This is a genomic window from Ancylobacter vacuolatus, assembly GCF_030813595.1.
Classification (GTDB): domain Bacteria; phylum Pseudomonadota; class Alphaproteobacteria; order Rhizobiales; family Xanthobacteraceae; genus Ancylobacter; species Ancylobacter vacuolatus.
The window spans coordinates 56,387-79,113 of the sequence record NZ_JAUSUH010000010.1 but is presented as its reverse complement, the minus strand read 5'-3'; the positions used below and the strand labels follow the sequence as shown (position 1 = coordinate 79,113).

The 22,727-nt window shown below is 66.7% G+C and carries 21 protein-coding genes; 8 read left to right on the top strand and 13 right to left on the bottom strand.

Features of this window, described 5'->3' with window-relative positions; all coding sequences use genetic code 11:
- The first annotated feature begins 284 nt into the window (after window positions 1-284).
- Window positions 285-605, top strand: a complete 321-nt coding sequence (locus tag J2S76_RS18525) for a 2Fe-2S iron-sulfur cluster-binding protein (protein ID WP_307062835.1) — start codon at window positions 285-287, stop codon at window positions 603-605.
- Here the strand turns inward: J2S76_RS18525 and J2S76_RS18520 are convergent.
- Genes J2S76_RS18520 through J2S76_RS18510 form a run of 3 tightly spaced genes read right to left on the bottom strand, consistent with a single transcriptional unit; the run spans window position 596 to window position 3,663 of the window.
- Window positions 596-1,657, bottom strand: a complete 1,062-nt coding sequence (locus tag J2S76_RS18520; RefSeq protein ID WP_307062833.1) for a YcjF family protein — start codon at window positions 1,655-1,657, stop codon at window positions 596-598. The genes J2S76_RS18525 and J2S76_RS18520 overlap by 10 nt on opposite strands.
- 21 nt (window positions 1,658-1,678) lie before the next feature.
- Window positions 1,679-3,142 (bottom strand): YcjX family GTP-binding protein, encoded by a 1,464-nt coding sequence (locus J2S76_RS18515; RefSeq protein ID WP_307062831.1) that lies wholly within the window; start codon window positions 3,140-3,142, stop codon window positions 1,679-1,681.
- A gap of 2 nt (window positions 3,143-3,144) precedes the next feature.
- Window positions 3,145-3,663: a SixA phosphatase family protein gene (locus J2S76_RS18510; RefSeq protein WP_307062829.1), complete on the bottom strand. Its 519-nt coding sequence runs from the start codon at window positions 3,661-3,663 to the stop codon at window positions 3,145-3,147.
- Between the two features lie 180 nt (window positions 3,664-3,843).
- Between J2S76_RS18510 and J2S76_RS18505 the strand changes: the two genes are divergently transcribed.
- Both J2S76_RS18505 and dksA read left to right on the top strand, forming a co-directional pair.
- A complete protein-coding gene (locus tag J2S76_RS18505) occupies window positions 3,844-4,710 on the top strand; it encodes a MipA/OmpV family protein (protein WP_307062827.1) in 867 nt (288 codons plus the stop codon).
- Between the two features lie 221 nt (window positions 4,711-4,931).
- The gene (dksA, locus tag J2S76_RS18500; RefSeq protein ID WP_018386958.1) at window positions 4,932-5,348 is read left to right on the top strand and encodes an RNA polymerase-binding protein DksA; all 417 of its coding nucleotides are present in this window, start codon (window positions 4,932-4,934) and stop codon (window positions 5,346-5,348) included.
- Window positions 5,349-5,526: 178 nt separating this feature from the next.
- Here dksA and J2S76_RS18495 read toward each other — a convergent pair whose 3' ends face one another.
- Window positions 5,527-6,138, bottom strand: a complete 612-nt coding sequence (locus tag J2S76_RS18495) for a hypothetical protein (RefSeq protein WP_307062824.1) — start codon at window positions 6,136-6,138, stop codon at window positions 5,527-5,529.
- Between the two features lie 525 nt (window positions 6,139-6,663).
- Between J2S76_RS18495 and J2S76_RS18490 the strand changes: the two genes are divergently transcribed.
- The 4 genes from J2S76_RS18490 to J2S76_RS18475 all read left to right on the top strand — a co-directional run bounded on the left by J2S76_RS18490 (window position 6,664) and on the right by J2S76_RS18475 (window position 13,156).
- Window positions 6,664-6,912 carry a hypothetical protein gene (locus tag J2S76_RS18490; protein ID WP_307062821.1) on the top strand — a complete coding sequence of 83 codons (249 nt, stop codon included), beginning with the start codon at window positions 6,664-6,666 and terminating at the stop codon, window positions 6,910-6,912.
- Window positions 6,913-7,203: 291 nt separating this feature from the next.
- Window positions 7,204-9,732 carry a cell cycle histidine kinase CckA gene (gene cckA / locus J2S76_RS18485; protein ID WP_307062819.1) on the top strand — a complete coding sequence of 843 codons (2,529 nt, stop codon included), beginning with the start codon at window positions 7,204-7,206 and terminating at the stop codon, window positions 9,730-9,732.
- A 31-nt stretch (window positions 9,733-9,763) separates the two neighbouring features.
- The gene (gene pgi / locus J2S76_RS18480; protein ID WP_307062815.1) at window positions 9,764-11,407 is read left to right on the top strand and encodes a glucose-6-phosphate isomerase; all 1,644 of its coding nucleotides are present in this window, start codon (window positions 9,764-9,766) and stop codon (window positions 11,405-11,407) included.
- Between the two features lie 120 nt (window positions 11,408-11,527).
- Window positions 11,528-13,156: an alpha-D-glucose phosphate-specific phosphoglucomutase gene (locus J2S76_RS18475; RefSeq protein ID WP_307062813.1), complete on the top strand. Its 1,629-nt coding sequence runs from the start codon at window positions 11,528-11,530 to the stop codon at window positions 13,154-13,156.
- Window positions 13,157-13,225: 69 nt separating this feature from the next.
- On the opposite strand, the gene J2S76_RS18470 is transcribed toward J2S76_RS18475, so the two are convergent.
- The 7 genes from J2S76_RS18470 to J2S76_RS18440 form a co-directional block, all read right to left on the bottom strand.
- Window positions 13,226-13,774, bottom strand: coding sequence for a MarR family winged helix-turn-helix transcriptional regulator (locus J2S76_RS18470; protein WP_307062811.1), 549 nt, complete (start codon window positions 13,772-13,774; stop codon window positions 13,226-13,228).
- A gap of 252 nt (window positions 13,775-14,026) precedes the next feature.
- A complete protein-coding gene (gene dps / locus J2S76_RS18465) occupies window positions 14,027-14,530 on the bottom strand; it encodes a DNA starvation/stationary phase protection protein Dps (RefSeq protein WP_307062809.1) in 504 nt (167 codons plus the stop codon).
- Between the two features lie 78 nt (window positions 14,531-14,608).
- Entirely contained in the window at window positions 14,609-15,565 is a 957-nt protein-coding gene (gene speB / locus J2S76_RS18460; protein ID WP_307062807.1) for an agmatinase, read from the bottom strand.
- Window positions 15,565-16,521 carry an agmatinase gene (gene speB / locus J2S76_RS18455; RefSeq protein WP_307062805.1) on the bottom strand — a complete coding sequence of 319 codons (957 nt, stop codon included), beginning with the start codon at window positions 16,519-16,521 and terminating at the stop codon, window positions 15,565-15,567. Before speB (J2S76_RS18455) ends, speB (J2S76_RS18460) begins: the two co-directional genes overlap by 1 nt.
- A gap of 193 nt (window positions 16,522-16,714) precedes the next feature.
- The gene (locus J2S76_RS18450; protein WP_307062804.1) at window positions 16,715-17,491 is read right to left on the bottom strand and encodes a creatininase; all 777 of its coding nucleotides are present in this window, start codon (window positions 17,489-17,491) and stop codon (window positions 16,715-16,717) included.
- 32 nt (window positions 17,492-17,523) lie between these two features.
- On the bottom strand, window positions 17,524-18,264 hold the full coding sequence (locus J2S76_RS18445) for an SDR family NAD(P)-dependent oxidoreductase (RefSeq protein ID WP_307062802.1): 741 nt from the start codon (window positions 18,262-18,264) through the stop codon (window positions 17,524-17,526).
- Window positions 18,258-19,016: an SDR family NAD(P)-dependent oxidoreductase gene (locus J2S76_RS18440; RefSeq protein ID WP_307062800.1), complete on the bottom strand. Its 759-nt coding sequence runs from the start codon at window positions 19,014-19,016 to the stop codon at window positions 18,258-18,260. Before J2S76_RS18440 ends, J2S76_RS18445 begins: the two co-directional genes overlap by 7 nt.
- Before the next feature lie 303 nt (window positions 19,017-19,319).
- Here J2S76_RS18440 and J2S76_RS18435 point away from each other — a divergent pair, with 303 nt between their 5' ends.
- Window positions 19,320-20,219: a LysR family transcriptional regulator gene (locus J2S76_RS18435; RefSeq protein WP_307062798.1), complete on the top strand. Its 900-nt coding sequence runs from the start codon at window positions 19,320-19,322 to the stop codon at window positions 20,217-20,219.
- Here the strand turns inward: J2S76_RS18435 and J2S76_RS18430 are convergent.
- Complete coding sequence (locus tag J2S76_RS18430) at window positions 20,216-21,289, bottom strand: serine/threonine protein kinase (RefSeq protein WP_307062795.1); 1,074 nt, start codon at window positions 21,287-21,289, stop codon at window positions 20,216-20,218. The genes J2S76_RS18435 and J2S76_RS18430 overlap by 4 nt on opposite strands.
- On the bottom strand, window positions 21,286-22,719 hold the full coding sequence (trmFO, locus tag J2S76_RS18425; RefSeq protein WP_307062793.1) for a methylenetetrahydrofolate--tRNA-(uracil(54)-C(5))-methyltransferase (FADH(2)-oxidizing) TrmFO: 1,434 nt from the start codon (window positions 22,717-22,719) through the stop codon (window positions 21,286-21,288). The genes J2S76_RS18430 and trmFO overlap by 4 nt, the downstream gene beginning before the upstream one ends.
- Window positions 22,720-22,727 lie beyond the last annotated feature (8 nt).

Sequence of the window (22,727 nt, the reverse complement as noted above, 5' to 3'; positions counted from 1 at the left end):
CCAGTCCCCCGCACCTTTATCCTACGCTCTTGACCATGAAAAATGGAACGGGGGTTAACACGGCGATTTCAGTTATCGTTAACGCCCTGTTTACCACATCCCGAAACCTCAGATTCACCCTCCCGGCAAGAACGCCAAAAAGTGCCCCAGCCGGACGAATCGCGCCTGGGTAGAACCAGTTTGATAGCGCCGCTCCTGCGCGACCCCGCTGGCATTCCCAGCAACCGGCGGCTATCTAGGGCGAGCCTTCCTGTAGCCATTCAAAATCATTGAAGCTCCGCCCCATGCCCAAGATCACCTTCATCGACGCCACCGGCACCGAGCGCACCGTGGAAGCCCAGGTCGGCGCCACCGTGATGGAAGCGGCCATCCGCAACGGCGTCCCGGGAATCGACGCCGAATGCGGCGGCGCCTGCGCCTGTGCCACATGTCACGTCTATGTGGACGAAGCATGGCGGACCGCGACCGGCGAACCGGGACCCATGGAGGAGGACATGCTGGATTTTGCCTCCGATGTACGGCCCACCTCGCGGCTGTCCTGCCAGATCAAGATCACCGAGTCGCTTGATGGCCTCGTTGTGAGCACCCCCGAAAATCAGGGTTGAGTGCGGTCCGAGGGCAGCTTCTGGCCTTCTTTGGGGCTTTCCTTGAGCTCGCCTCGGCTGATCAGGCCGGATGCGACATCGCCGAGCGCGGGCGCCGGCAGGGCGACGAAGGGCAGAGGCCGCGTGACCTCGATCGCGGCAAGGCCGAGCCGGGCCGTGAGAAGGCCGTTGACCACTCCCTCGCCGAGCCGAGCCGACAGCTTGGCGGCGATGCCGTGGCCAACCACTTGCTGGATCAGCGAATCGCCCGCCGCCATGCCGCCGGTGACCGCCAGATGCGTGACGACCTGCCGGAACAGCCGCACCATGCCGAGCGCCCCGGGGCGCCCCCCATAGAGCAGCGCCAGCCGACGCACGAGCCCGATGGCCGTGACCAGTACAAAAATGAGGTCTACTGCCGCACGCGGCGAGACAGCTGTGACGACCGAGACGCGTTTGGCCGCGTTCGACACCAGCTGGGTCGCCTCGGCGTCGAGCGGCCCCATCAGCAGGCGCTCGGTGAGCCGGATGAGATCGGCACCGTCGATAATCGCCCCGAGATGGCCGGAGAGCTCCGTACGGGCGCGGAACAGGCGCGGCGAAGTGGCAGCGATGGCCAGCAGTTCCGTCGTCACCGTTTCGGCCAGCCGCCGGTCGTCCTTCGCCACCGCCTCGGCGGCCTGTTCGCGCAAATGGTTCAGCGTGCGCAGCCGCATGAGCCCGAAGGCCTCTCGCGCCAGAATAGCCAGGCTCGCCAGCGCCAGCGCCAGCGCGAAGACGAGGCCGACATAGCCGAGCCAGTCGGCGCGGGCGAACAGATCCTCTACCAGTTTCGTTATCGCCAGGCCGACGCCGAGGCTCACGAGCCCGCCCAGCCCGGTCCAAAATAGCTGCCCCCAGCGCGAGGTCTTGGGCGGCGGCAGTGGAAGGGGGGCGAGGTCGTCCGGGCTTTCCGTTGGGGTCGGGGTGACGATCACAGCGCCGCGCGGGGCGGCGTGGCCTTCTTCGGCCAGAACGACGCCGGGATCGTCGAGACGAAAGGCCTGCGGGCGGCGAGGGGTGCGGTCGCTCATGCGTTTCTGTTTCAGCGGGTTCTATTTGAGCCGATCACCGAGCAGGAATTCCAGCGCGCGATCGAGACGAATATGGGGCAGCGGCAAAGCGAGACCGTCGGCATTGCGCTCGACCTGCGGGGGGCGAAAGCGCAGGAAACGGAAGTCGCCGCCGGCCGCGTCCGAAAGTCCGTTGAAGCCGTGGGCGGGATCGAACAGGGCGGATGGGTTCTCGGGCAGGTCGCCGGGAAAGACGGCGGCCTCGGCTAGTCCGTCAAACGCATCGGCGCCGTGCTGGCCGGCCTCCGGCACGCCGACGATGGCCGGCAGATGCGCCCGCCCCCGCTTGACCATGGCCTCGCGCGTCGCCCGTACGGCGGCGATGGCCACGACGTCGATGTCGGCGCCCGCGCCTTCCGCCCGCGCCAGCGCCCGCTCGACCAGGCGGCGCAAGATCGCCTCCAGTGGGTCGTGGCTGGTGTGGTGCAGGTGATCGGCCTTGGTGGCGGCGAACAGCACCTTGCCGATGCGGTGGCGGAACAGGGAGGACAGCCACGAATTCCGGCCGATGCGGAACGCGGCGAGGATGCCGTCCAGCGCCGATTCGAGGTCAGCCAGCGCCGCCGGCCCTGCATTGAGCGCGGACAGAACGTCGATCAGCACGATTTGCCGGTCGAGCCGGGCGAAATGGTCGCGGAAGAATGGGCGGACGATACGTTCCTTATAGGCCTCGAAGCGCCGCTCCATCATTGCGTGCACCGACCCTGTGGGAGAAACCGCCCCCTCGGCGAGATCGAGTGGGGCGAACGTAAGGGCGGGCGAGCCTTCGAGGTCGCCGGGCATGAGGAAGCGGCCCGGCGGCAGCAGGCTCATCGACACCGTCTCGGCCCGGCAGGCGGCGAGATAGTCGGTGAACAGCGCGGCTAGCCGGCGTGCATCAGATTCGTCGGCGGGAGCAATGGCATCGGTCGCGTCCAGAGCGGCCAGGAACGGGCCGGCCAGCGGGCGGCGGGCCGCAGCGCGAGCGAGCGCCAGGCTGTTGGCGCAGAAATCGGCAAAGGACTGGTCGAGCAGGGGCAGATCGAGCAGCCACTCGCCGGGATAGTCGACAATGTCGAGGGTGAGCGTGCGCCGTCCGCCGCGCGCGGGCGCGTAATCGATAGCGAGGCGCAACTCGCTGATTCGCCGGGTCGATTCTGGCCAGCGACAGTCATCCACCAGCGTCGCGAGATGGCCCTCATAGTCGAAGCGTGGCACGCCGTCGTCGGGCTGCGGCTCCAACCGGGCGGTGGCGATGCGTCCTTCATGCATGGCGCGGAAGACCGGAAGCCTTCCGCCGCGCATCAGCGCATGGATCAGCGCCGTGGTGAAGACTGTCTTGCCCGCCCGCGACAGGCCGGTGATACCGAGCCGCAGCGTCGGGCTCGCGAGGTCCTCAGCCCGGTCGATGAGGGTCTGCGCCGTCAGACGCGCCTCGTCCAGCAGCCAGTCGAAGCGCGAGAGCACGGCTAGTCCTTCTCCTTCTGGACGCCGAGCGCACGCGGGGTAACGAAACGCTCCAGCGTGCCGATGCCGGGTTCGATGTCGGACCAATTCGCGATTTGCACGTCGATGACGGCAAGCGCCCCGGTGGGGAATTTCGGCAGCACCTTGGCGCGTTGCTCGCGCCGCAGGAGGAGGGCGGTGAAGTCTTCCATCCCCGGATTGTGCCCGACCAGCATCAGCGGCGAGACCTCGTCCTGCGCCCTGACCAGGCGCATCAGATTGGCGGCAGGCGCCTCATAGATACTGCGCTCGTAGGAGGGCAAGGGATGGGAAGGCCAAACGCGGGTGGCGATCTCCCAGGTTTCGATGGTGCGGCGCGCCGGCGAGACGAAGATGCGCGCCGGCAGCAGTTCTTCCTGCGCCATATAGGCGCCGACGGCGACCGCTGCGCGCTCGCCCCGCCCGGCGAGGGGGCGGTCGATGTCGGCAACACCGTTCGGCCAGGCGGACTTGGCGTGACGGAGGAGGATGAGGCGCAGCATGGGGTTCGCGTAAGGTCCGGTGGAGAGGATCCGTCAACATATAGGCACGACCGCGCCGGGTGCGAGCACCCGCGCTCCTTACCGTCCAAATGATTGACGTGCGTTAAGTGACTTTTCGGCAACCACTTGGATGCTAGGCTGCTGTAAGGAATAGTTTCTGGGTTTCACAGGATGGTTGCAATGCGGTCAGTCGGCTTCGCTGGTGTCGTGGTTGTCGCGGGGACACTTGGTCTGTCGGCCTCGCTGGCCCAGGCCGCCGACATGACCTACAAGGGTGATCCGGCCTATGCGCCGGCTGAATCGCGCGACCGTCAGTGGACGGTGACGCTGGGCGGCTACGTGATGGCGGTGCCGACCTGGATGGGCTCGGACGATTACGAGTTCGGCTTCAAGCCCATCATCAGCATCAGCCGCGCTGACCGGCTGAGCCAGTTCAAGAGCTTCAACGACAATCCCAGCATCGCCCTGTTCGACACCGGCGTGTTCGAGGCCGGTATCACTGGCACGATGAATTGGAAGCGTGATTCCTCGAATTCCAACGCCCTGCGCGGCATGGCCGACATCGATTACGCCTTCCAGATCGGCGGCTATGCCCAGTGGTTCCCGATGGACTGGCTACGCGTGCGTGGTGACGTGCGCTACGGCTTTGGCGGCTTCGAGGGCGTGGTGGCGGACTTCGCGGTCGACGCGATCCATTTCAGCCCGGAACTCTGGGGTGTCACTCTTTCGGCCGGCCCGCGCATGACGCTGGCGAGCTCGGGCTATATCGACACGTATTATGGCGTGACGCCGACCGAGGCGGCCTTTGCCCAGGCTCTCGGCAATCCGCTGACGCCTTACCAGGCGGGCGGCGGCATCTATTCGGTGGGTTTCGGCGGCCAGGTGGTTAAGCGTTTCACCGAGAACATCACCGGTTCGGTGTTCGCTGAGTACAAATATCTGATGGATGATGCGGCCGACAGCCCGCTCGTTGTGCAGAATGGCGACCGCAACCAGTTCCAAACGGGTGTCTCGCTCTCCTACACCTTCTTCCTCGGTTTCGAATAAGAGCGCGGGTCCCGTTACCGGCCCCGCGGCTGGCGGCGGCGTGGACTATTACCACGCCAGGCAGCAAAGCCTGCTCTTTGCCTCGTTTCGGCGCTCAAGCTGCTGAAAAATCCGGCATTTTGTGTCACCCGCATGACGCTGTGAGGTGTTGTGCGGGGCGGGGCGGGGCGATATAAGCTCGGCCCGTTAGGGGTGCCCCCGGAAAACGAGGACCAAGGCCGATGTCGGTTGAGATCGACCAAGAGTATCGCCCCCGCGAGGACGAGCCTTTCATGAACGAGCGGCAGCGGGAGTATTTCCGCCAGAAGCTGCTGCAGTGGAAGGAAGACATCCTGCGCGAGGCGAAAGAGACGCTTCAGCACCTTCAGGACGAGAATCAGAATCACCCTGACATCGCCGATCGCGCATCGTCGGAAACCGATCGCGCCATTGAGCTCAGGGCACGAGACCGCCAGCGCAAGCTGATCGCCAAGATCGAATCGGCGCTTGAGCGGATCGACGACGGGTCCTACGGCTATTGCGAGGAGACCGGCGAGCCGATCTCGCTCAAACGGCTTGAGGCCCGGCCAATTGCCACGCTTTCGATCGAAGCGCAGGAGCGCCATGAGCGCCGCGAGCGTGTCTACCGCGACGACTAAGAGCCGGCGATCAGTATCCGTCTTCGGGAAAGCTCTGGATTGAAGGCCCGGTGACGTCTCGGTCGTGCCGGGCGTCTCAGGGAGCAGCGGCGGCGAAGGAATACGAAAAAGGGCGGCCCGCATGACGGGTCGCCCTTTTTCGTATCAACGCTTTGGTTCGGCTCCGCAGACTTCGCGCTCAGGGTCGGCGGTTCCGACCCAGAAGATTGGCCATTTCTTCCTCAAACAGATCGGTCGGCTCGGTCGGCCGCAGTTCGTCGGCCGCGGCGGGAAGATCGATCTCCGGCGCGAACATGTCGATGGCGCGAATGGGCGGCGCCGACTGCCCCATCGGGGTCGCCTCGGCCGCACTCACATCCAGCCGAATTTCGGGGGCGGGCGGGTTGGGCGCAGATGCGTCGGGCTGCTCGATCACCGGCGGGGCCGCATGAGGGACAGGCGAGGTTGGGACAGGCGCCACTACGGTTGATGGGGAGCCTGTGATGACCGGCGTCGGTGAGGTCGCGGAGGGGCCGGCCGGACGACCCGGTTCGTCCGGTCGCCGCACCTCGGTCCCGCGCACAGGTGCGGTCGGACGGTCGATTGCCCGCTCAAGGGCGCGCTCGAAGGCCGGCGAGGTGATGGCCGTGGGCTGCAGGATCGGGCCCGGCTGTCGGCCGGCCTCACCTTCGGCAGGCAGCGCCGGGCGTCGCAGCGCCTCCTCGAGATGGTCGGCCATGCCGGCGAAGAGCGGATCGACCTTCACCGTCAGCCGTCCGCCAGTCTCCGGCTCGGAGGGCTGCGCGATCACAGGTTCCGGGCGGTGGACCACCGGGGCCGGCTGGGGGTGGTGGGGCGTTTGAAGTGACGGCGCCGGCCCGCGCACCAGTTCATCCGGGCCCTGAACGCGAGGCTCCATCGACCGACGGGCAAAGGGCGGCGCCGCGACGATGGGCGCCGGGGCCATTGGGGCAGGAGAAAGGGCGGCCGGCTCTACGGGGATATCGCGTGCCGGGCCGCGAGACACCATTGTCGGACGTGGCTCGACAGCTGTGCGCGCTTCAGGCGGCAGAGGAATGGGACGCGGCGACCGCGGCGCGGCTGCGGGAAGCGGCGGCGGTACGTCGCGCGGGCTGCGGACTGGTTCGCGCAGTGGCTCGGCGCGCAGCGGGCCCGCGCGGTGGGGCTCCGCCGCACGCAGAGGTTCAGCGCGCAGCGGTTCCGCCGCCCGCACTGAGTCGTGCGGGGGCGGTGGCTCGTGCGGCCGCGCCACCTCGGCACCCCGTGCCGGCTCGGACCCACGGGGTGGTGCGTTCGGATGCTGTGGTGCACGGGCATGGACGGCGCCAATGCCGCTTTCCACCAGAAAGTCGCTGCCTCCGCCGAGCACGACGAGGTGCTGGACATCGTCGCGCTGGATGAGCACGAGACGTCGGGTATCGTCGATCTGTATATGGTCGATGACCGCCAGCCGGTGGCCAGCGACAAGGCCGTGGCTCCGGTTGCGCCGTGCCCGGCGCCCGAGCCAGACGACGAGGCCCGCCAGCACGATCAGCCCGACAAGGGCGAGGATCGGCACGGTTAACGATCCGAGATCGGCCAGTACATCCATCATGAGCCACATCTCCTGCAAGGCCGAAGGCCTGCGCAGGCGTCGCACAGGCCGATCACATGCGCCCTTTGTGTCGCGTAAGGGCGCGCCGGGCAAGCCCCGCGCCCCTTTCCGCCCATTCGCCCTGCTCGGAACTCGATGCCGGCGGCGGATAAGCCCAATCGGGCCTTGCCCCCGGGGAGCGTGTCAGGCACCAAGAAGGACAGGTTGAATCGCCTCGCTGCGCTGCGTCGGTGGCGGCAGCGAAAGGCTTCTGGCTTGAATATGGCGAACGGCGGACGCGACGATCCCACGATCGACCGAAGCGAGATCGGCGGCAGCATAAGGCTGGTGCTTCTGGTGGCGCTGGCGCTTGTCGGCGCTGTGGTGTCGCTGCTGCTGCTGGGGCGTGACCGCGCCGACCCGTGGATCATCGGGCTGCTGACCGTTCTGGCCGTCATCGGTGTCTTTGCACTTTTCGCCTACGCCGCCGGCCTGCTGCGCTTCGGTGCGCCGGACATGCGCGATGAACTCGCCCGCCGAATCGTCGACAGCGCCCCCGAGGGGGTGAGTATCGTCGACGCGCTGGGGCGTGTGCTCTACGCCAATCCGCGCTATTGCGAGATCACTGGCGCGGCCACTCCTGCGGAGGCGCGACCGGTGGAGCGCCTGTTCACCAGCGACCCCGACGCCTCCGAGGCGGTCTATCGCCTGGTGCAGGGGGTTCGCGAAGGCCGCGCAGCTGTCGAAGAGGTGCGCCTCGCCGGCCCCGGTCAGCCGGTGCGCTGGCTCCGGCTCGGCGCGCGGCGCGCTGCCCACTCCGGCAAGGGCGTGCGCGCCACCGTGTGGACGGTCAGCGACCTGACCCGCGAGCGCGAGCGGCAGGAGACAGCCTTTCTCGAGCTGCAGCACGCCATCGACTATCTTGACCACGCGCCGGCCGGTTTCTTCTCGGCGGCTGGCGGGGCGATCCACTACATCAACGCCACGCTGGTGGACTGGCTGGGCTACGACCTCGCCGAGTTCGGCCCGGGCGGCCTCTCTGTCGGCGACATCGTGCCCGGCCCGGCGGCGGCGCTGTTGACCGGCATGGCGCCGCTGCCCGGTGGGGTCCGTACCGAGGTGCTCGACCTTGACCTGCGGCGCAAGAACGGTCAGCCGCTGCCGGCCCGCCTCTGGCACCGGGTTGCCTACGCCTCGGACGGCACCCCCGGGGCCTCGCGCACTCTGGTGGTCAATCGCTCGCGTGAGGACAATGCCGCCGATCCGGCGCGCGCGGCCGAGGTGCGCTTTGCGCGCTTCTTCCACAATTCGCCGATCGCCATCGCCGAAGTCGATGTGGATGGTCGCATCGTCCGCGCCAATGCCATGTTCGCCCGGCTGTTCGGCGGGCGCGAGGATGAGCGTCGGCGCATCGTCGACATCGTGCCCGAGGCGGCGCGCAGCCCGCTGGAGCTGGCACTGGCGGCGGCGGTGCACGGGCAGGCGCCCGCCGCGCCGCTGGACATCGTGCTGGAGCGCGAGGGCGGGCGCTCGGCGCGCCTCTATTTCGCGTCGGTCGAGGACGGAGCCGGCGCGCGCGAGGCGGCGATCGTCTATGTCATCGAGACGACCGAGCAGAGGGCGCTGGAGGCCCAGTTCGCCCAGTCGCAGAAGATGCAGGCGGTCGGCCAGCTCGCCGGCGGCGTGGCGCACGACTTCAACAATGTGCTGACCGCGATCATCGGCTATTCCGATCTCCTGCTGGCCAATGCCCGGCCCACCGACCCGTCCTTCCAGGACGTGATGCAGATCAAGCAGAATGCCAACCGCGCGGCGGGCCTGGTTCGCCAGCTGCTCGCCTTCTCGCGCCGGCAGACCCTCCGCCCGCAGGTACTGCGCCTCGGCGACGTGATGAGCGACCTCACCATGCTGCTGCGCCGCCTGCTGGGCGAGACCATCAAGCTGGAGGTCAAGGAGGAGCGCGACCTCTGGCCGGTGAAAGCGGATCTCAACCAGTTCGAACAGGTGATCGTCAATCTCGCCGTCAATGCCCGCGACGCCATGCCCAAGGGTGGCACGCTCTCCATCCGCACTGCCAATGTCAGTGCGGCACAGAGCGCGTCCTATGCCGAGGCCGGGCTGCCGGAGGCTGACCATGTGCTGGTCGAGGTGGCGGACTCCGGCACCGGCATCCCGCCCGACATTCTCGACAAGATCTTCGAGCCCTTCTTTTCCACCAAGGATGTCGGCAAGGGCACCGGCCTCGGGCTCTCGACCGTCTACGGCATCGTCAAACAGACGGGCGGCACGCTGCAGGTGGAGAGCGAGATGGGGCAGGGCTCGGTGTTCCGGGTCTTCCTGCCGCGCCACGTGCCCGATGCGGCCGAACTGGCGCCGCGCGCGCCGGAGCCCGAGCTCCCGGTCAAGGCCACCGATCTCACCGGTCGTGGCACGCTGTTGCTGGTGGAGGACGAGGAGGCGGTGCGCGCCTTCGCCGCCCGTGCGCTGATGTCGCGCGGCTATCACGTGCTGGAGGCGGGTTCCGGCGTCGAGGCGCTGGAGGTGATGGCCCAGCATCCCGGCGAGGTCGAACTGATCCTTTCCGACGTGGTGATGCCGGAAATGGACGGCCCGACGCTGCTGAAAGAGTTGCGCCCCACTCATCCCGACATCAAGGTGATATTCATGTCGGGTTATGCCGAGGAAGCCTTCGCCAAGAACCTGCCGGAGGGCGCGGATTTCGGCTTCCTGCCGAAGCCGTTCACCCTCAAGCAGCTGATCGAGGCGGTGAAGGCGAGCATGGGCCGGAGCGAGCCGGGCCGAACCGAGTAATGTCCCGCGAGGGGACCGTCTGGAGGATGAGATGAGCGCAGCGACCGAGGACGTCTTCAAGGCTCTGGCCGCCGACCATGCTTCCCGGGTCGAGGAAAAGGTGGCGAGCCTGTTCGCCGCCGATCCCGACCGTTTCGCCAGCTTCTCCGCCTCTTATGAGGACATGCTGCTCGATTTCTCCAAATGTTCGCTGACCGCGCACACGCTCGGCCTGCTGCTCGACCTGGTGCGCGCGGCCGGTGTCGAGGCCAAGCGCGAGGCGATGTTCACGGGCGAGCACATCAACCTCACCGAGGACCGGGCCGTGCTGCACACGGCTCTGCGCGACCCGGGCGAGACGCCGCTCACAGTCGACGGGCAGGATGTGCGCGCCGACGTGGCCGCCGTGCTCGCGGCCATGGCGACCTTCGCCGAGGGCATCCGCTCCGGCGCGCTGAAGGGTTGGACGGGCAAGCCGATCACCGACGTGGTGAATATCGGCATTGGCGGCTCCGATCTCGGCCCTGTTATGGCGACCATCGCGCTGACGCCCTATCACGATGGTCCGCGCGCCCATTACGTTTCTAATGTCGACGGTGCCCATCTCTACGACACGGTGAAGGACCTCGATCCGGCCTCCACTCTGTTTATCGTGGCCTCCAAGACCTTCACCACCCAGGAGACGATGTCGAACGCCGCGAGTGCCAGGCACTGGATCGTCGAGGCACTGGGCGAGGCGGCGGTGGCGAACCACTTCGCCGCCGTTTCCACCGCGCTCGACAAGGTCGCCGCCTTCGGCATCGCGCCGGACCGGGTGTTCGGCTTTTGGGACTGGGTCGGCGGGCGCTATTCGGTGTGGTCGGCGATCGGCCTGCCTGTCATGATCGCCGTGGGCGAAGCACATTTCCGCCGCTTCCTTGCTGGCGGCCATGCGATGGACACGCACTTCCGCACCGCGCCGCTGGAGAAGAATCTTCCTGTCCTGCTCGCCCTTGTCGGCCTCTGGCATCGCGATGTGTGCGGCTATGCCACGCGCGCGGTCATTCCCTATGACCAGCATCTAGCGCGACTGCCGGCCTATCTCCAGCAGCTCGACATGGAGAGCAACGGCAAGCATGTGACGCTCGACGGCAAGACCGTCGCCCATGACACCGGGCCGGTGGTCTGGGGCGAGCCGGGCACCAACGGCCAGCACGCGTTCTTCCAGCTCATCCACCAGGGCACCAGCCCGATCCCGGTCGAGTTCCTGATCGCCGCCCATGGGCATGCCGAAGAAGCCGAGCCGGGCCTCAAGCGCCAGCACGCGATGCTGATCGCCAATTGCCTCGCCCAGTCCGAGGCGCTGATGCGCGGGCGCACGCTGGAGGAGGCGAAGGCGCAGCTCCTCGCCGCCGGCCGCGACGAGGCTACCGCCGACAAGATCGCCCCGCACCGCGTCTTCACCGGCAGCCGGCCCTCGGTGACGCTCGCCTATGAGACGCTCGACGCCTACACGCTCGGACGCATCATCGCGCTCTATGAGCACCGCGTGTTCGTCGAGGGAGCGGTTTGGAACATCAACAGTTTCGACCAGTGGGGCGTGGAACTCGGCAAGGAACTCGCCAGCACGCTGCTGCCGGCGGTGGAAAGCGGCGTCGCCCCCGACAGCGTCTCGACCTCGGCGGCCGGTCTGCTCCGCCATCTCGTGGCCAAATAACGTCGAGCGTGGTCTCGGCCCCCCGCCCGTGGCGGGAACCGGGACCGCTCGCCAAACGTCTAATGATCCCGGTTCGGCTGCGGCGGCCGGGGATGAGTTGAGCAAAGTCCGGGAGCGAGCATGATCCGCGTCGTCGCCACCACTCCGTTCGAAGGCCAGAAGCCCGGCACCTCGGGCCTGCGCAAGAAGGTCACGGTCTTCCAGCAGCCGCATTACATTGAGAATTTTGTGCAGGGGCTGTTCGACAGTCTCGATGCCTTCGAGGGAGAAACCCTCATCGTCGGTGGTGACGGGCGGTATTATAATCGCGAAGCGATCCAGATCGTCATCAAGATGGCGGCGGCCGCCGGCTTTGGCCGGGTATTGGTCGGCAAGGGCGGCATCTTGTCGACGCCGGCAGCGTCCTGTGTCATCCGCAAGCATGAGGCGTTCGGCGGCATCATCCTCTCGGCCAGCCATAACCCGGGCGGCGAGCACGGAGATTTTGGCATCAAGTACAATATCGGCAATGGCGGCCCGGCGCCCGAGCATGTCACCGATGCCATTTTCGAGCGGACGAAGACAATCCGCGAATATCGGATCATGGAGGCCGACGATGTCGATCTCGACGCGCTGGGCATCACCCGCGTCGGCGACATGGTGGTCGACGTCATCGACCCGGTCGAAGACTATGCCGAGCTGATGGGCGAACTGTTCGATTTCGACGCCATTCGCGACCTATTCGCCTCCGGCTTCACCATGCGCTTCGATGCGATGAGCGCGGTAACGGGCCCCTATGCGGGGGCGATCCTGGAGGAAACTCTGGGCGCTCGGCCGGGCACGGTGATGCATGGCGAGCCGCTGCCGGATTTCGGCGGCCACCATCCCGACCCGAATCTCGTCCACGCCAAGGAATTGAACGACCTCCTGATGTCGGAAGACGGGCCCGACCTTGGCGCCGCCTCGGACGGCGATGGCGACCGCAACATGATCATCGGCCGGGGGCGGTTTGTCACGCCGTCGGATTCGCTCGCCATCATCGCCGCCAATGCCCATCTGGCGCCGGGCTACAAGGAAGGCATAGCCGGCATCGCCCGTTCCATGCCGACCAGCGGCGCGGCGGACCGGGTGGCCGAGAAGCTCGGCGTGAAATGCTACGAGACGCCGACGGGCTGGAAGTTCTTCGGCAATCTTCTCGATGCCGGTCTCGCCACCGTGTGCGGCGAGGAGAGCTTCGGCACCGGCTCGAATCATGTGCGCGAGAAGGACGGGCTGTGGGCCGTGCTGATGTGGCTCAACATCCTCGCCGTGCGCCGGCAGAGCGTGGCGGAGATCGTTGCCGAGCACTGGGAAGCCTATGGGCGCAACTATTACACCCGCCACGATTATGAAGAGGTCGACAGCGCGGCCGCCGATGCGCTGATGGCGGACCTTCGGGCGCGGCTCGACAATTTGCCGGGCACGGTCATCAACGGGCTGACCGTCGAGCGCGCGGATGACTTCGCCTATCACGATCCGATCGACGGTTCAGTGACGACCAAGCAGGGCGTTCGTGTGTTCTTCACTGATGGCTCGCGCCTCGTCTATCGCCTCTCCGGCACCGGTACGGCTGGCGCGACGCTGCGCATCTATTTGGAGCGCTTCGAGCCCGATCCGGCCCGCCACGACCTCGACACCCAGGACGCGCTTGCCGCCCTGGTGCAGATCGCCCGAGACGTGGCGGACATTGAGGGCCGCACCGGCCGCAGCACCCCCACCGTCATCACCTGAGCGGCTTATCAGGAGACGTCCCCTGACCTCGGGGGAAATGCCGTCGGCCGGTGGAAAAAAGCCGGCGCCTCAGCGCAGGGCGCCGGTCCAGTGCAGTTCCAGTCGACGCAGCACGCCATAGGCGATGCCCAGCTCGCCGCTCTGATCGTCGTCCGGGCCGACCTGGCGGCTGTCATGGATCGTGCGGATAGCGTCACATAAGCTCTGCGCCTTGGTGGTCAGACGCAGGCGGGCTGAGCGCTTGTCCCGCTGCGAGGCGGTGCGATGGATATAGTCGGCATCGACCAGCTGCTTGAGATTGTAGGAGGCATTCGAACCGAGATAGTGGCCGCGCTCCAGCAGGTCGCGGACGGAAAGCTCGTCACTGCCAATCGTGAATAGCAACATCACCTGAGATGGGCTGATGTCGTCGACGCCGAGGCGGGTCAACTCGGCACGCAGCACGTCCAGGAAACGCCGATGGGCGCGCTCGATCAGTCGTCCGATCTCCCAATGGGTGATCGGCGTCGCGCCGGCAGCTGGGGCGGCAAAGGCCGTTGCCAGAAAGGCCGCCCGTGGCGCGTCGGAGGTTTCGGCCGTCTCGACTGCCGGGGAAGCTTTTCGTGCGGTTGACCTCATGCCTGACGTTCCCGTCCCAGTATCTACGCCTGTGGCCGATGTGCCCGCCACCGTCTCCGCCGTGACCGGAGCGGTCACGAGCAGAATGGCGATGATGTTGGCCAGTAGATTATTGAGAAATTAGGGCAGTGGCCAACCTATTTATGAGAGGGGCGCCTGGATCCACGGAAAAACATCGACTGGCAGGCTCCAGCACTGCGAGCTCTGCCAGTCGCAAGGGTTCGGACTGAGGAAGGCGGGACTCAGATTCCGTCAGCGCGGGACTTCGAGATGCGATTCGAGAAACCAGAGCGCCTTATCGAGGGAGCGTGAGGCGGCGGTGAAGATGTCGGCGGTGGTCGGGTCGCCAGCGTCGTCGGAATCGTTGATTGCCTTGCGAACATTGTTCGCCACCGTGCCGAAGCGTTCGGCCAGCGCCTTAAGGTGCTCCGGGATGGCATAGATGTCCGTGGGGTACGGCTTCAGGGGGCTTGCCTCGGCAACGGCCTGGGTGGTGCCAAGCGCCGTCCCACCCAGCTGAACAACGCGCTCAGCCATGGTGTCGGTATGGCCGTCCATTTCGGCGCGGAAGCCGTCGAGCATTTCGTGGACGGCGATGAACTGCGGCCCCTTCAGGTTCCAGTGTGCCTGCTTGATGGCCAGCGCGAGGTCGATGCCTGCGGCGAGGTTGGCATTGAGCAACTCGATGGCAACATTCTTGGCGTTCGAGGGGACGTCGTTAGCGGTGTCGTGGACGGGCATGGGAGTCCTCTTCATGGACTGCCCCGCATCGGGGCGGTCAGGCGGTGCGGAAGGTGCATCGTCAGGGAGAAGATTGGACCGATCAAACGGTATTCAAGAGCCCCGGCGGTGAAGAATCCGTCCGATGAAGTTGAGCAACACCTGGGCAGCCAGAATGGCGGTGACGCCGGCAGGATCGTATTCTCGGGCCACCTCGACCAGGTCGACCCCGACGACGTTGCCGCGTTGGGTCAGCCCATCGAGCAGTTCCAGTACCTCGTAATAGGTGAACCCGCCATGGCTCGGCGTGCCGGTTCCGGGGGCGATGGAGGGGTCGAAGCCGTCAATGTCGATAGTGACATAGTAGCGCTTGCCGGCCGGAATGCGCGCCAGCACCGCTTCCGTTCCCAGCTTGCGAATCTGGCGTACGGACAGGATGTCCGACCCCATGGCACGGGCGGCGTCATAGCCCTCGCGCGCGGTGGAGGAGACGTTGCGGATGCCGAGCTGGGTGAGCCCGGTGACATAGGGCTTTTCCGCAGCGCGGCGCAGCGGGTTGCCATGGCCGCGCCGCACGCCGTGACGCTCGTCGACGAAGTCGAGATGGGCGTCGAATTGGACGATATGGATCGGCTCCTGCTCCGAGAACGCCTCGATGCAGGGAATGTTGACGGAATGATCGCCCCCCAACACCACGGGCAGCGCACCGGCCGCGAGGATCTTGCGCACGGCATATTCGATGTTGGCGTGGCTGCCTTCGGTATCGGTGTGGATCATGTCGGCGTCGCCAACATCGACGATGCGGGTGGTCTCCGCCGCCAGATAGGTCACGTCGTCTTCGTGATCATAAGCGCCGGCGTGGCCGAAGGAGAACAGAGTCGAGGCCTCGCGGATGGCGCGCGGGCCGGAACGCGCGCCCGAGCGCCATTGCGTCCCGAGATCGAACGGCGCGCCGAGGATAACGACATCGGCATCGATCTTGTCCCAGTCGAGCTGGAGCGGGTACTTGCCGAACGTGCAGATGCCGACAAACGGAAGATCGAGCCGGCCGCTCTCGTAACCATGAGCCATCAGCGCGCCCCCTTCTTTGCAACGACGCCGGCGAGCACGCAGAGCAGTTCGAACATGATCGTCGCCCCGGTCAGGGCCGTGAGGCCAGAGGGGTCGAAGGGCGGTGCGACCTCGACCAGGTCGGCGCCGATGATGTCCAGTCCGTCGAGCCGGCGCACCATCGCCTGCGCTTCACGGGTGGAGAAGCCGCCGATTTCCGGCGTGCCGGTCCCCGGTGCCTGCGAAGGATCGATGCCGTCAATGTCGAAGGTGACATAGGTCGGGGCTGCGCCGACGATGGCGCGGGCTTCCGCCATCACGTCCTCGATGCCGCGGGCCATGAATTCTTCAATGAAGATGATGCGCACGCCCATGTCGCGGGCATAATCGTAATTGCTGGCGTTGGAGATGGCGCCGCGCAGGCCAATCTGGACGAAGCGCTTGGGGTCGACCAGCCCTTCCTCAATGGCGCGGCGGAACGGTGTGCCGTGGGTGTAGCGGCTTCCGTTGAAAAAGGTGTCGTAGGTGTCGGAATGGGCGTCGAACTGGATCAGGCCCACGGGGCCGTCCTTTGCGAGGCCGCGCAGGATCGGCAGGCTGATGAGATGGTCGCCTCCGGCGGTCAACGGCAGGGCACCGGCGGCGCGGACGCCCTCATAATGTGCGGCGATGATGTCGAGCGAGCGCATCAGGTCGAACGGATCGATGATGACATCGCCGCAATCGGCGACGCGGGCACGGTCATAGGGCGACAGGCCGGTGACATGGTGCACGCGCCGCATCAGGCTCGACTGGTTGCGCAGTTCGCGCGGTCCGTGGCGGGTGCCGGCGCGGTTGGTCGTGCCGAGGTCGAACGGCACGCCGATAATGGCGATGTCCACCTGCGAGGGCTCGGCCACCGGCAGCCGCATGAAGGTGGGGAGCCCGGCAAAGCGGGGGACGGTGCCGGAATCGAGCGGCTCGAAGGTGTTGGTCATATCAGCCTCATTGGGGCGCTGCCCCGTTTTCCTGTGTCCCGGACAAGCTGCGCGTAGCGCGGCGCCGATCCGGGACCCTGCGCAAGACGTCGCCGCGGGCGGCAAAGACAAGGCAAAATGGAGCCTCGGGGTTTTTCCATGGATCCCGGCGCGGCGCTCTGCCTGCGGCGTCGCTGGGCCGGGACACGCAGGCCTACAGCCCGAATTCCTTGCGGATGGCGGCGGAGATGTGGGTGACGTAGTCGGCCATCAGCGCCTCGCCCTTTTCCACGGTCGAGCCGGTGGCGACCGCCAGCACCCCGGAGGGAGGCAGGCCGAAATCGTCCGGCACGGGGAAGCGATCATAGGGCGGGAAGGTTGCGGGTCCGTCGGACGGGACCTTGTCCATCTCGACCAGATCCGGCCGCAGCACCATCATCAGCGATGTCTCCATCAGGCTGGCATGCTCCAGCTCGATGCCGGGGAAGCCCGCGGGAAAGATGCTCTCCAGCGTCGCCCGCTGGGCGAAGTCCCAATATTCCAGCCGCATCACGGTGAAGTCGGTGATGCCGTCGCGGGCGATCTCGCGGCGGGCGAGGTCGAGGCCTTCGACCGAGGGCCACAGGTTCTCGTAATGGCCGTTCAGCACCACCAGCCGGCGCACGCCCTGCCGGGCGAGGTTTCGGATCACGTCGCGCAGCACCAGCGCGAAGGTATGGGCGTCGACGCTGAGCGTGCCGGGGAACTGCTCGCCGCCGCCCGAGCGCGGCATCGACTTGCAGCCATAGGCCACTGTAGGGGCGACGAGGCCGCCGACCTCGCGGGCGATGCGCTCGCACACGCCGGTGGGCAGCACCACGTCGACATTGAGCGGCAGATGCGGCCCGTGCTGCTCGGTGGAGCCGAGCGGCAGCAGCACTGGCGCGCCGGCCGCGATTTTCGCCGCGAATTCCGGCCAGCTGAGTTCGTCGAGACGCACGCTGTCGACCATCCGGTCCCCCTGAGTGTTGATCGCTGATCGGTTCAGTGCATCGCCGCGCCGCCATCGACGCTGAGGCACTGGCCGGTGATGAAGGTGGTGGTGCGGCTCGCGAGGAACAGCACGGCCTGCGCGACCTCCTCGGGCCGGCCGACGCGGCCAGCCGGGTTGCCCGTCTCCAGCCGCTTCAGCTCGTCGCTGAGATTGTCGAAGTCGAGTAGGGGCGTATCCACCGGGCCCGGTGCGATGGCGTTGACGAGGATGTCCGGGCCCAGCTCGCGTGCCCAGGAGCGGGTGAGGGTGAGCACCGCGCCCTTGGTGCCGGCATAACCGGAGAAGCCGGCGCGGCCGAGATAGGCGAGCTCAGAGGCGATGTTGATGATGCGTCCGCGCACCGGCCCCTCGTCGCTGAAGCGCTTTAGGGCCTCGCGCGCCATCAGGATCGGCCCGCGCATATTCACCGCTGTCATGCGTTCAAAAGCGGCGATGTCAAAGCTCGCCAGCGGCGTCTCCACGCAGATGCCGGCGCAGTTGACGATGACGTCGAGGCCACGCATTTCCCGGACCGCCGCCTCCATGCCGCCGATGACCGAGGCCTCGTCGGCCACATTGACCAGGATGGTCGGCCAGTGCGTCTCGTCCGGTGGCGGATGAAGGTCGAAGCCGATCACCTTGGCGCCGGCGGCACTGAGTGCATCGGCGCTGGCCCGGCCGATGCCGCTGGCCGCGCCGGTGACGATGACGCGCAAGTCCCTGTGGGAGGTGTCTTTGTGGTGGGCTACCATGGAAATTCTCCTCGATCGACGCCCAGACTCTGGCCGGTGATGTTGCCGGCAAGGTCGGACGCGAGGAAGAGATAAGTGCCCGCGACATCCTCAGGGTCCATGAAACCGGGGAGAATCTGCGCCGCCACGATCTCCTGCAGCAGAGATTCCGGTGCGATTCCGGTGCGTTCAGCCATGGCGTGCAGGGAGCGCAGCGAGGCCTCCGTGCGCACCCAGCCGGGGCAGACGGCGTTCACGGTGATGCCGCGCGGGCCGAGTTCCTTCGCCCAGGTCTTGGTAAGGCCGATCACCGCGTGCTTGGAGGCGACATAGGCGCCGAACAGTGATTCGGCGCCACGCGACCAGATCGAGGCGGTGTTGATGATGCGCCCGCCATGGCTGAGGCTGGGCAGCAGGGCGCGGGTGATGAGGAAGGTGCCGACGACATTGATTTCCACCACCCGGCGGAAGATCGCTTCGTTCGCGTCGCTCGCATCGTCCAATGGTGTGACGCGCTCCAGCCCGGCATTGTTCACCAGCACGTCGAGATGGGGGAGGTCCTCGGCGACCTTTGCCACGTCCCCGGCCGAGGTGATGTCGGCGCGGTGGCCGCGCGCGCCAAGCCGTTCGGCCGCCTCGAAGATCGCCTCATCCTCGGCGAGCATGTGCAGCTCAGCGCCCGAAGCGGCGAAGGCGCGGGCTATGCCAAGGCCGATGCCACGGCTGGCTCCCGTAACCAGCACGGTGCGCCCGGAAAGGCCGTCGAGTGTCATGGGCGGGACGGGACGCGGCGGGGGAAGACGGGCACGGCGGGCTCCTTGCGACCGGTCCATGCTCGCGCATCTTCACTTCAATAAAAATCGGAATTAATGGAAAGATACATCGGCAAAGGTTGATGTGAGTTTGGCTGGTGTGAGCCGAGCGTGCCGCCGTCATCCCGGAAGGTCCGCAGAACCGATCCGGGATCGTCTGCCGGAGGTGGGGCCGCGTCACGCGATCCCGACTTTCGCTGCGCTCGGCCGGGATGACGACGGCTTCGGGGGCCGGCGCGCCGCCCGGACGGATGGGGAGCCCGCATGCGCCGTCTCGACAATATCGACCTGCGGCTGCTGCGGGTTTTCGTGGTGCTGGCGCAGGAGGGCGGCTTCCAGGACGCCCAGATCGCGCTGAACCTGTCGCAATCCACTCTATCGACCCATCTGGCGGCGCTGGAGCGCAAGCTCGGCGGGCAGCTTTGCGAGCGCGGACGGGCGGGTTTCCGGCTGACGCCGTTCGGCGAATCGACCCTCGCCGCCACCAAGCGGCTGTTCGAGGACATCGACGCCTTCCATGGCCGAATCGGCCGTGATCAGCAGCGGCTGGTAGGGCGGCTACGGGTCGGCATTGTTGATGGTGTCGTCACCAACCCGCAGCTCGGACTGCAGACCGCGCTGTCGCGCTACATGGCCTATGCCTCAGAGGTGTTCGTCGATCTGGAACTCGGAACGCCGCTTGTGCTGGAGCGAGCGCTGATGGACGGCGCGCGCGACCTCGTCGTTGGGCCTTTCTCGCAAAAGGTGCCCGGCATCACCTATGTCCCGCTGAACCGAGAGGCGCAGGCACTGTATTGCGGGCGGGGCCATGGGCTGTTCGATGTGCCAGGCGCCGACATCACCCATGCCCGCATCGAGGAGGCGCTGTTCTCGGTGCGGCGCTATCGCCATCTCGACGACCTCTACCGTGTCAACCACCCGCGCGCGAGCGGCGCCATCGTGCAGATGGAGGCGCAGGTGATGATGATCCTGTCCGGCCGCTTCATCGGATATCTCCCGCGCCATATCGGCGAGGACTGGGTGGCGCGTGGTCAGATGCGGGTGCTGAAGCCAGAGGCCTATGGCTTCGAGACCACCCATTTCGCCGCCACAAGACGGCTGAAGGGCGAGCAGCCGCTGGTCGACGCCTTTGTGCGGGAGTTGCGGGCACAGGCTGCGGATTAGATTCCGCCGCGCACCCGATCGCTGAGATTGCGGCGGTCGCGGATGATGGCCGCCAGCGTCGCTTCTTCCTGCGGCCCGCGCGGCAGCTGGGAGAGCTGGTCGAGCTGATTGAGAGCGACCAGACGAACGAGGTCGTCGCGCACGGCGCCCGTAGCGTCGCGTGGCAAGGCGGGAACGACCTGGAGATGCTCGGGCGGCAGCAGGTCCGGCAGGCGGGCTGCGAGATGGGCGCGCAGCGCCTCCTCGGTGACACCCTCTGCCTCGACAAAGGCATAGAGGCCGAAGGAATGGCCGGCGGTGGGGAAGTCGCAGATATGCACGGCGCGCACGCCCGCCACTTCCGCCAGCGTGGTGGCGATGCGCGGGCCCTGCTCCATGGCGCGCGGGCCGCGCCCTTCGGTGTCGTGATAATTGAGCAGGCGGCGGGTGACGAAATTGTAGACCTTCTTGCCGGTCTTCATCCACACGCGGGTGAACAGGCTCTTGCGGGCCAGAATCTTCTTCTCCCGCGCGGTCAGCGCCTCCGGGCAGTAGCTGCGCTTCTGCTTGAGGAAATGGCGGATGTCCTCATAGGCCGCGACCCGGAACGCCTTGCTGCGCCGGGAAAAAACCATGGCGAGCTGGAAGTCCATCAGCACGGCGCGCCCGTCGGCGGCGTAGAGCCAGTTCTGCGGCTTGGCGAGGTCGTTATGGGCGATGTTGCGGCGATGCACTTCGCGCAAGCCCTTGCGGGCCGAGGCAAAATAGGCGAGGTCGCCGCGCGGTCGGGCGATCTGCAACGGAATGCCGTCGACAAAGCCGCGCACCAGATAGCCTTCCTCTAGGGCGTAGACCGGCACCGTGTGGCCGCTGCCCTCGGCGCGGATCAGCGCGCGGGCCTCACGGGCGGCGAAGTGACGGGCGAGTGGCTTCACCCACCATTTCACCTCGGCATAGTTGCGGCGCACTGCGGGGAAGACATTGCCGGCGGGGTCGTGCCAGAGGCCGCGCTCGATAGTGGAGAATGTGTCGCGCTTGAGCACCGTGTCGAGCTCGAACACGCCGCCCTTGGCGGGGACCGTGAAACTCACGCCGCTGCCTCGTTCGGCTCGTCGGCATTGGCCTTCGCCCAGGCGTCGAGATCGGCGAGGGCGCGGGCGGCGAGCACCTGCTTCTTGGCGACAGTTTTCTGCGCGCCGCGCAGGCGGTTGCCTTCCGTGTCGCGGGTGGGATTGGCGTCGAGCGGCGGAAACAGGCCGAAATTGATGTTCATCGGCTGGAAGGAGCGCGGGCCCGCTTCCACCGTCTCGATATGACCGCCGGTGATGTGGTTGAGAAGGGCACCATGGGCGGTGGTCGGCGGGGGCAGGGCGGGCGCTTCGCCGCGTTGCTCGGCGGCGGCGAACAGGCCGGCCATCAGCCCCATGGCGGAGCTCTCGACATAGCCCTCGCAGCCGGTGATCTGGCCGGCAAAACGCAGGCGCGGCAAGGCTTTGAGCCGCAGAGAGGCATCCAGAAGGCGGGGGGAATTGAGGTAGGTGTTGCGGTGCAGTCCGCCCAACCGGGCGAATTCAGCCTTCTCCAGCCCCGGGATCATGCGGAACAGGCGCACCTGTTCGGAATGGCGGGTCTTGGTCTGGAAGCCGACCATATTGTAGAGCGTTCCCAAGGCGTTGTCCTGGCGCAGCTGGACAACGGCATAGGCCTTCACGGTCGGATTATGGGCGTTGGTCAAGCCCATCGGCTTCATCGGGCCGTGGCGCAGCGTCTCGGGGCCGCGCGCGGCCATCACTTCGATCGGCAGGCAGCCGTCGAAATAGGGCGTGTTGGCCTCGAATTCGCGGAAGGGGACGGTGTCGGAGGCGACCAGGGCGGCGACGAAGGCCTCGTACTGCTCCTTGTCCATCGGGCAGTTGATATAGTCGGCACCGGTGCCGCCGGGTCCCATCTTGTCGTAGCGGGACTGGAACCAGCACACGTCCATGTCTATGGAATCAAAGTGAATTATCGGCGCGATCGCGTCAAAGAAAGCCAGCGCCTGCTCGTCCGCGCGGGCGCGGATGGCTTCGGCCAGCGCCGGGGAGGTGAGGGGGCCGGTGGCGACGATGACGCTGTCCCACTCGTCCGGCGGCAGGCCGGCGACTTCGCCGCGCTCCACCGTAATCAGCGGATGGGCGGTGATGGCGGCGGTGACGGCTTCGGCAAAGCCTTCGCGATCCACCGCCAGCGCCCCGCCGGCGGGGATCTGGTGGCTGTCGGCGCAGGCCATGATGAGCGAGCCGAGGCGGCGCATCTCGGCATGCAGCACGCCGACGGCATTATTGGAAGAATCGTCTGATCTGAAGGAGTTAGAGCACACAAGCTCGGCCAGGCTGTCGGTCTTGTGGGCGTCGGTGGAGCGCGTCGGGCGCATCTCGTGCAGCACCACCGCACTACCGCGCCGGGCGAGCTGCCAGGCGGCTTCGCAGCCGGCGAGGCCGCCGCCGACAATGTGAACCGGGCGCTTTTCGGTGATGCTCATATCCTGCC